General features: G+C 69.1%; 6 protein-coding genes. 2 read left to right on the forward strand and 4 right to left on the reverse strand.

Features of this window, described 5'->3' with window-relative positions:
• Positions 1-9: 9 nt before the first annotated feature.
• The gene (locus tag DQP57_RS20015; RefSeq protein ID WP_112634451.1) at positions 10-453 is read right to left on the reverse strand and encodes a universal stress protein; all 444 of its coding nucleotides are present in this window, start codon (positions 451-453) and stop codon (positions 10-12) included.
• Between the two features lie 284 nt (positions 454-737).
• Here DQP57_RS20015 and DQP57_RS20020 point away from each other — a divergent pair, with 284 nt between their 5' ends.
• A complete protein-coding gene (locus DQP57_RS20020; RefSeq protein WP_112634452.1) occupies positions 738-2,321 on the forward strand; it encodes a glycosyltransferase family 39 protein in 1,584 nt (527 codons plus the stop codon).
• 9 nt (positions 2,322-2,330) lie between these two features.
• On the opposite strand, the gene DQP57_RS20025 is transcribed toward DQP57_RS20020, so the two are convergent.
• The 3 genes from DQP57_RS20025 to DQP57_RS20035 all read right to left on the reverse strand — a co-directional run bounded on the left by DQP57_RS20025 (position 2,331) and on the right by DQP57_RS20035 (position 8,148).
• Positions 2,331-3,749: an MFS transporter gene (locus DQP57_RS20025; RefSeq protein WP_112634453.1), complete on the reverse strand. Its 1,419-nt coding sequence runs from the start codon at positions 3,747-3,749 to the stop codon at positions 2,331-2,333.
• 57 nt (positions 3,750-3,806) lie between these two features.
• On the reverse strand, positions 3,807-5,978 hold the full coding sequence (gene uvrB / locus DQP57_RS20030; RefSeq protein WP_112634454.1) for an excinuclease ABC subunit UvrB: 2,172 nt from the start codon (positions 5,976-5,978) through the stop codon (positions 3,807-3,809).
• Between the two features lie 100 nt (positions 5,979-6,078).
• On the reverse strand, positions 6,079-8,148 hold the full coding sequence (locus DQP57_RS20035; protein ID WP_112634455.1) for a serine/threonine-protein kinase: 2,070 nt from the start codon (positions 8,146-8,148) through the stop codon (positions 6,079-6,081).
• 307 nt (positions 8,149-8,455) lie between these two features.
• On the opposite strand from DQP57_RS20035, the gene DQP57_RS20040 reads away from it, so the two are divergent.
• On the forward strand, positions 8,456-8,846 hold a 391-nt coding region (locus DQP57_RS20040; protein ID WP_205869178.1), incomplete at its 3' end, for an FHA domain-containing protein.

The following is an 8,846-nucleotide window of genomic DNA, read 5'->3' on the forward strand; positions in this document are numbered from 1 at the left end:
GTCGGGACGCTAGGACGTGGTGTGCACGATCAGCACGTCGGTCTTGGCCCGACGCGAGACGTTGGCCGGCACCGACCCCAGCAGCCGGCCGGCGATGGTGCTCAGGCCGACGTTGCCGACCACGAGCAGGTCGGCCTGCTCCTCCTCGGCGAGGTGCACCAACGCGTCGACCGGGGCCCCGACAATGGGTCGCTCGTCGATGTTCTTCGCACCGGCGGCGTGGGCGCGGTCCTTGGCGTCACGCAGAATCGCGTAAATCGGCGCGGTCCCCGAAACCTTGTAGCTTTCGTCCCGCAGGACATCGGCCGCCCGGGCGTCCTCGTGTTGGGGCAAATATGCCGACGCCACGATCAGCTTGGCGTCGGACCCGGCGATCTGTGCCGCCTTCTCTACCGCGCGCATCGACGAGTCCGAGCCATCGGTTCCTACCACCACAGTCCGATAGGCGCCCATTTACCCTCCCAGTTTCGGTTGGTCAGCCAACCCAAGACAGTAGCGCGTTTGCTCGATGCGCAGGAGACAGATTAGCCACACCGCGCGGCGTGGCGCGCCCGCAATTTACGGGTGTGGGCTGGGCCAACGGACAATATCGGCAATGGCAAGACAATCAAAAGCGCGCGGCCAACGTGGAAAACATTGCATTAAGCCGCTTTTCGTGAATATCGCCACGAACAATGGATGCGCAGGACGCAGTTTGTGAACCCTTCGGTGGGCCGCGCTTTAAAGTAACAAGCATCATGTCCATGCCCACCCTCGAGCCCACCCTCGAGCCGCGCGCCGGGGATGCCGCCGCCGAGCCCGGGCCCGCGGGGACCCGCGGCAGATTGCTGGACCCGTGGGCGATCGCCCTGTTCGCCACCGCTGTCAGCGCCGCGTGGGCCTGTCGTCCGTCGCTCTGGTTCGACGAGGGAGCGACCATATCGGCGTCGGCCAGCCGGACGTTGCCGGAGCTGTGGCGGTTGCTCGGCCACATCGACGCCGTCCACGGGGCGTACTACCTGCTGATGCACGGCTGGTTCGCCCTTTTCCCGCCCACCGAGTTCTGGTCGCGTTTCCCGAGCTCGCTGGCCGTCGGGGCCGCCGCCGCCGGGGTCACGGTGTTCACCAGGCAGTTCTCCACCCGGCCCACCGCGATATGCGCGGGCGCGATTTTCGCCATCCTGCCGCGCACCACCTGGGCGGGCATGGAGGCGCGTCCGTATGCCTTCGTGGCGGCCGCGGCGGCCTGGCTGACGGTGTTGTTCGTCGCCGCCGTTCGGCGCGGCAGGCCGCGCGGATGGGTGTGGTACGCGCTGGGGTTGATGCTGGCGATACTGCTCAACCTCAACCTGGTGCTGTTGGTGCCGGTGTACGGGGCCATGCTGCCGCTGCTCGCGCCGAAGGGCGCCCGCAGATCTCGGGTGCTCTGGTGGGCCGGTGGTTCCGTCGTCGCGGTGGCGGCCATGACGCCGTTCATCCTGTTCGCGCACAACCAGGTGTGGCAGGTCAACTGGATCTACCCCGTCAGCTGGCATTACGCGTTCGACATCATCCTGCGCCAGTACTTCGACCACAGCGTGGCCTTCGCCATCGCCAGCGCTGTCCTGATCGTCGCGGCGGTCGCGACCCGGCTGGCCGGCGTGCCGTCCCCGGCCGGCGACCTACGCCGGCTGCTGATCATCGCCACGGCATGGATGGTGATTCCCACCGCGCTGGTCGTCGTCTATTCGGCGGTCATCGAGCCGATCTACTACCCGCGCTACCTGATCTTCACCGCGCCCGCGATGGCCGTCGTCCTGGCCGTCTGCGTCGTCACCGTCGCCCGCCGACCCTGGCCGATCGCCGGCGCGGTGCTGGTGTTCGCCGTCGCCGCCGTGCCGAATTACCTGTTCGTGCAGCGGTGGCCGTACGCCAAGGAGGGCTGGGACTACAGCCAGGTCGCCGACCTGATCAGCTCGCACGCCGCCCCCGGCGACTGCCTGATGGTGGACAACACCGTGCCGTGGCGGCCCGGGCCGATTCGTGCGTTGCTGGCCACCCGCCCGGCGGCCTTCCGGTCGTTGATCGACGTGGAGCGCGGCGTGTACGGGCCGAAGGTGGGGTCGCTGTGGGACGGGCACGTCGCCGTGTGGCTGACGACCGCCAAAATCAACAAATGCCCGGCGATCTGGACGATCACCAACAAAGACAATTCGCTGCCGGACCATCAAGCGGGCCCGTCGCTACCGCCGGGCACCGCGTTCGGGCGCGCGCCGGCGTATCGATTCCCGGGCTATCTGGGCTTCCGCATTGTCGAACGGTGGCAATTCCATTACTCGCAGGTCGTCAAGTCCACGCGGTGATGTCGGCGTTCAGCCGTTGGTGGCGATCGGCTGGGCTTGGCGCGTCGCGCGCGTGGCGGCGTAGGACACCGCCACGCCGGCGGCGCTCAAGGCGGTGAACACCGTGAACAGCAGGTGCGCCGCCATCTCCTCGCCGCCGGTGGCGGTGTTGACGACGACGCCGGCCAAGCCGGCCCCGATCGCTGCGGAGGTCAGCTGCACGGTGTTGATCGCCGCGGACGCCGCGCCGCCCTCGGCCGGGTCGGCGACGGACGCCATCGCGCGGGCCGACAGGTGCGGCCAGGCCATCCCGATCCCGATGCCGGCGACCAGCAGCGCGACCGCCCAGAGCGCCGCGGTGCCGGCCGAACCGTCACCGTGGCGTGCCACCGCACCCAGCGCCAGGCCCGCCGCCACCACCATCGGCGCCACCAGGACCACCCGCCCGATCGTCCGCGGGTGCTCCAGTGAAGCGCTGACGATTTCGCTGACCGTCCAGCCCACCGCGAGCGCCGCCCCCAGGAACCCCGCCGCGATCGGCGTCAGGTGGGCCAGTCGCTGCCCGAACAACGGCACGTAGGTGGTCACCATCGCCGCGCCCATCAGCACGCCCATGGTGAGGTAGATCCACTTCAGCGGCCCGGGCGAGAAGACGCTGGGCGGCAGGATGGCCGCGTGCATGCGCCAGTCGACGATCACGAACACGCCGACCAGGCCGATGCCCGCCGCCAGCAGCCCATACGTCGCGGCGGTGTTATGCGGAACCTGCGCGACGCTGACGGCCAGCGCGGCCACCCCGATGATCAGCAGCGACCACACCGGCACCCTCATCCTCGGGACGCCGGTGGTGGGGCTGACGCGGGCCAGCGCGACCGGGACCAGCAGCGCCATCAGCACGGTCAGGACGGCCATCGCGACGAACGCCCAGCGCCAGATGCCGAACTGCGCGAACAGGCCGCCGGTCGTGGGCCCGACGACGGTCGCGACCCCCCACATCGCCGACACCAGCGCCGAGCCCCGCGTCCACAACCAGCGGGGCAAGGCGGAGTTGATCACCGCGTAGCCCAGGCCGGCCAGCAAGCCCCCGGCCACCCCCTGCATGGCCCGTCCAGCAATCAACACGTGCATGGTCGGGGCGGCAGCGCAAACCAGGCTGGCGATGCCGAACACGACAAGTCCCAGCAGATACGACGCCCGAGCGCCGACGCGCAGCAGCATCGGATTGACCATCGTCGCCGCGACCACCGACCCGACGAGATACAGGGTCGTCACCCACGCGTAGAGCCGGCTGCCGCCGATTTCTGCGATGGTGTTGGGCAACAAGCTGGTGGTCAGGAACTCGTTGGTGGCGTAGAGCGCTACCCCGCCGGCCAGCAGGATGGAAGTCCTCAGATACCTCGGGCCCAGCAGCTCACGCCAGCCGCCGGTGATAGTCGCCGCGTCGGTCACTCCTCCACCGTATGGGGTCACGCGGCGAGCGGGCCCGCAGATCGGTTACCAGCAAACTCATTTCAGGCCGGCGGCGTCCATCCCACGCAGTTCCTTTTTCAGGTCGGCGATCTCGTCGCGGAACCGCGCCGCGAGCTCGAATTGCAGGTCGCGCGCCGCGGCCATCATCTGCGCGGTGAGGTCCTTGATCAGGTCGGCCAGTTCGGCGCGCGGCATGCTGGCCGTGTCGCGACCCTCGAACACACCGGCGCTGACGGCGCGGCCGGGCTCGCCCTGCGCGCGCCGGCCACGGGACGCGTTGCGGCCCGACCCGCCGATCTCCACGGTCTCGCTGTCGTCGGCCTCGCGGTAGACCTGGTCGAGGATGTCGGCGATCTTCTTGCGCAGCGGCTGCGGGTCGATGCCGTGCGCCTCGTTGTACGCGACCTGCTTGGCCCGGCGCCGTTCCGTCTCGTCGATGGCCTCTTTCATCGAGTCGGTGATGGTGTCGGCGTACATGTGGACCTCACCGGAGACGTTGCGGGCGGCGCGGCCGATGGTCTGAATCAGGCTGCGCGAGGACCGCAGGAAGCCCTCTTTGTCGGCGTCCAGGATCGCGACGAGCGACACCTCGGGCAGGTCCAGGCCTTCCCGCAGCAGGTTGATGCCGACCAGCACGTCGTACTCTCCCAGCCGCAGCTGGCGCAGCAGCTCCACCCGGCGCAACGTGTCGACCTCGGAGTGCAGGTAGCGCACCCGGATGCCCATCTCGAGCAGATAGTCGGTGAGGTCCTCGGCCATTTTCTTGGTCAGCGTCGTGACCAGCACCCGCTGGTCGGCCTCGGTGCGCTTGCGGATCTCGCCGATCAGGTCGTCGATCTGCCCCTTGGTCGGTTTGACCACCACCTTCGGGTCGACCAGGCCGGTGGGACGGATCACCTGTTCGACGAACTCGCCACCGGACTGGCTGAGTTCGTACGGGCCGGGGGTGGCCGACAGGTACACCGTCTGCCCGATCCGGTCGGCGAACTCCTCCCAGGTCAGCGGGCGGTTGTCGCACGCCGACGGGAGCCGGAAGCCGTATTCGACCAGGTTGCGTTTCCGCGACATGTCGCCCTCGTACATCCCGCCGATCTGCGGGACGGTGACGTGCGATTCGTCGATGACCAGCAGGAAGTCTTCCGGGAAGTAGTCGAGCAGGGTGGCCGGTGGGGAGCCCGGACCCCGGCCGTCGATGTGGCGCGAGTAGTTCTCGATGCCCGAGCAGAAGCCGACCTGCCGCATCATCTCGATGTCGTAGTTGGTGCGCATCCGCAACCGCTGCGCCTCGAGCAGCTTGCCCTGGCCCTCCAGCTCGGCCAGCCGCTCGGCCAGCTCCGCTTCGATCGTCGAGATCGCCATCGCCATCCGCTCCGGGCCGGCGACGTAGTGGGTGGCCGGGAAGATCCGCAGCGAGTCGACCTGGCGGATGACGTCACCCGTCAGCGGGTGCAGGTAGTACAGCGCCTCGATCTCGTCGCCGAAGAACTCGATGCGCACGGCCAGCTCTTCGTAGGACGGGATGATCTCCACGGTGTCGCCGCGCACCCGGAACGAGCCGCGGGTGAAGGACAGGTCGTTGCGGCTGTACTGGACGTCGACCAGCAGCCGCAGCAGCCCGTCGCGGGGCACGTCGCTGCCGACGCGCAACTCGACCGAGCGATCCAGATACGACTGCGGCGTGCCGAGGCCGTAGATGCAGGACACCGACGCCACCACGACCACGTCGCGGCGCGACAGCAGCGACGACGTCGCGGAGTGCCGGAGCCGCTCCACGTCGTCGTTGATCGAGCTGTCCTTTTCGATGTAGGTGTCGGTCTGTGCGATGTACGCCTCGGGCTGGTAGTAGTCGTAGTACGAGACGAAGTACTCAACGGCGTTGTGCGGCAACATCTCCCGCAGCTCGTTGGCCAGCTGCGCGGCCAGCGTCTTGTTGGGCGCCATCACCAGGGTGGGCCGCTGCAGCCGCTCGATGAGCCAGGCGGTGGTCGCCGACTTGCCGGTACCGGTGGCGCCGAGCAGCACGACGTCGCGCTCCCCCGCCCTGATCCGGCGTTCCAGCTCCTCGATGGCGGCCGGCTGGTCGCCGGCAGGGGCGTGCGGGCTGACGACCTTGAAGTCGCCGCCGACGCGCACCAACCCTTTGACGGCCTCTTCGGCCGGCCGGTATTCCGAATGCGCTACAACGGGATGCTCCGTGGCGAATGCCATGCCACCAGGGTAGAGGCGATCACCGACAAGTGTGCTGGAGGCGGTTTTACCAGGTGGGTGGGCGGGGTGTGAAACTGGCCTCGGGGTACCCGCAGGCCGACTATCCCGCCGGGCGCGTCCACGTCCGGGTGACCGGATCGCACTGCAGCAGATAGCCGTCGCTGGACGTGCTCATGGCGAACACCGAGGTGCCCGGCCGGTCGCAGGAGCTGCCGGCGGCGTGCACGCCCATCGTGATCGGCGCTTTGGCCCAGCTGCTGCCTTCGCAGACGATCTGCTCGTTGTTGGTCGGGTCGTAGGCGACCTTGCCGACGTCGCTGCAAAGGCCGCCGAGCACCGGCGGCGCCGGGGCGGACGCGGTGGTCGAGGCGTTGATGACCTGGGTGGGATCGCCCAACGCCACCGTCGCCGGCACATCGCCAGCCCGGGTGGCCACCACGGGCACCCGCACCACCGCCCCCTGGGCCCCGCACTCGTTGCTGAGCACGGTCTCGGTCCGGGTGCCGCGCAGGGTGCCGTCGGCCTGCGGCGCCAGCGACCACGCGATGGTTTCCTGCTGCGTGGCCCGCACCTGTCCATTGGGCTGAGTGCAGCCCACCCGCTGCTGCACGGGCGCACCCTGCCAGTAGCCGCCCACGAAGCGCAGGGTGTCCGCCTGTCCGCCATCGGTGGTGTCGGCCACCTGATGGGTGGCGTCGTCCAGCTGGGTGCCGGTGGCCGCACACCCCTTGGTGGTGCATACCGACCGGAAGGCCCACCAGCCGGTCGCGGCCCCGTCGTGCCGGATCGAGATGCCGTTGGTGGTGCGCTTCGTCTGGTCGTAGGCAAGCCGGTAGGTCCCGTTGAGCACCGGCCCGCCCGCGGTCGGTGCCGCGCTGGCGGCGGGCGCGGACGGTTTGGAGGCGAGGGCCGGGTTGCTCGGGGGCGGGTCGGGCTGGACGGAGTAGAGGATGGACCAGGTCGCCGCGACGGCGATCAGCACCGCGCACACCAGCGCGGTCGCCCAGCGCGCTTTCGACGAAACCCGTTGCCCCAGAATGGCAATCATGTGCACCGGTCCGCGCCTGCGATGCCCGGTCGCTACGACGGCGCCGGCGGCGGCGCCCCGCCCGGAGTCGCCGACGGCGCCGAAGGACTCGCTGACGGCGGTGGCGAACGCGCGGCACCGCTCGAACCTGTCCTCGGGTCGCTTGGCGAGGGCCCGGGCGAACACCCCGTCGAGCTCGGCCAGATCGGGGCGGAAATCGCTGAGCCGCGGCGGGTCCTCGTGCAGGTGCTGGCTGATCACCGCGATCGGGTTGGAATGCTGGAACGGCGGCGCGCCGGTGAGGAGGTGGAAAGCCGTTGCGGCCAAGGCGTATTGGTCGGCCCGACCGTCAATGGGCGAACCCGTCAGCTGCTCGGGCGCGGCATAGGCCACCGTTCCGACGGCGACGTTGGTTTCGGTGATCCCGCTGATATCGCCCAGGTGGCGCGCGACACCGAAGTCGGCCAACAGGATTCGACGCTCCCCCGCTTCGGGATGGGTGAGCAAGATGTTGGCCGGTTTGACGTCGCGGTGCAGCAGGCCACGGTCGTGGGCGTAGTCCAGCGCGCCCGCCACCGCGTGCACGATGGCGCACACCTCGTGGATCGGCATCCCCTCGGCGTAGTTCTCCTTGACCAGCCGGGAGGCGTCGGTGCCCTCGACATAATCCATCGAAATCCACAGGTGCCCGTTGAATTCACCCCGGTCGTGCACGCCCACGATGTGCGGGTGCCACAGTGTCGCGGCGAGATCGGCCTCGCGGTTGAACCTTTCGCGAAACTCGGGGTCGGCGGTCACCGCCTCGGCGAGCACCTTGATCACGTCGCGGCGGGGCAGCCGGGGGTGCAACGCCAGGTAAACCTCGGCCATGCCGCCGGCGCCGAGTTGCCGCAAGATCGTGTAACCGGCGAACGAGGCGCCGTTGCCCACGGCAAGGCGCTGCCCGCTCGACTCGTTGAGCCGTTGCGCGACGGCGGGTTCCGCGTGCGGGGCCGAATCGACCGGTGGTATCCGGCGGAACAGCTGCCCGATCGGCATGGCGGGCAACGAGTGAAAGCCCGCCCGCAACGCCTCCCGCGCTTGTCGCGGGCTCAGCCGTCGCCCGGCGCCGATGCGCCGAGTAGTTCCCTTGTGCTCGTTCATCAATGCCCCGCCCCCTCGTGTCCCGGCGCCGCCCCCGGTGTCCCGCACTGTGATGCGGATCGCAGCACCCCGGGCATGCGCATCGCGATTGGGCCCTCTACGCCGTCTGCGTCGCCGCCGGCACAACAGTGTGCACGACGCGCGCGGACGCAACCCTTCTTGCACCCCTTTCGTTCGAATAATGCCGCACGGCAGTAGGCGATTCGTCTCAGCAGGCTATGAGGAGGCTATGAGTGGCCGCATCGAGACAAAGGGAAGTCACAGGCGGCTCCAATAGAGGGCACTACCAACGCTGGTCGATACTTGAGTGGTGACTCGACCCGCCCCGCCCATCCTGACAATCCGGCACGACGGGTCCCAGCGATCCTTCGCGGCCGGCCACGAGGTGGTCGTCGGGCGCGACGCGCAGGCCGATGTGCGCATCGCCGATCCGCGGATCTCCCGCGCGCATCTGATCCTGCGGTTCGATCAAGGCCGTTGGCTGGCAATCGACAACGGCTCGCTGAACGGGACCTACCTCAATGGCTACCGGATGCCGGTGGTCGACATTCACGACGGGCAGAGCATTCACATCGGAAACCCGCAGGGGCCCCGGCTGACCTTCGCGGTCGGTCCACAGCAGGGTCATGCCGCCCAGCCGCCACGGACCAGGCCGAGTCACGATTCCGGGCCGCCGACCCTGGCCTGGGGCGCGCTTG

Origin of the sequence: Mycobacterium colombiense (assembly GCF_003284935.1) — a bacterium.
GTDB lineage: Bacteria > Actinomycetota > Actinomycetes > Mycobacteriales > Mycobacteriaceae > Mycobacterium > Mycobacterium arosiense_A.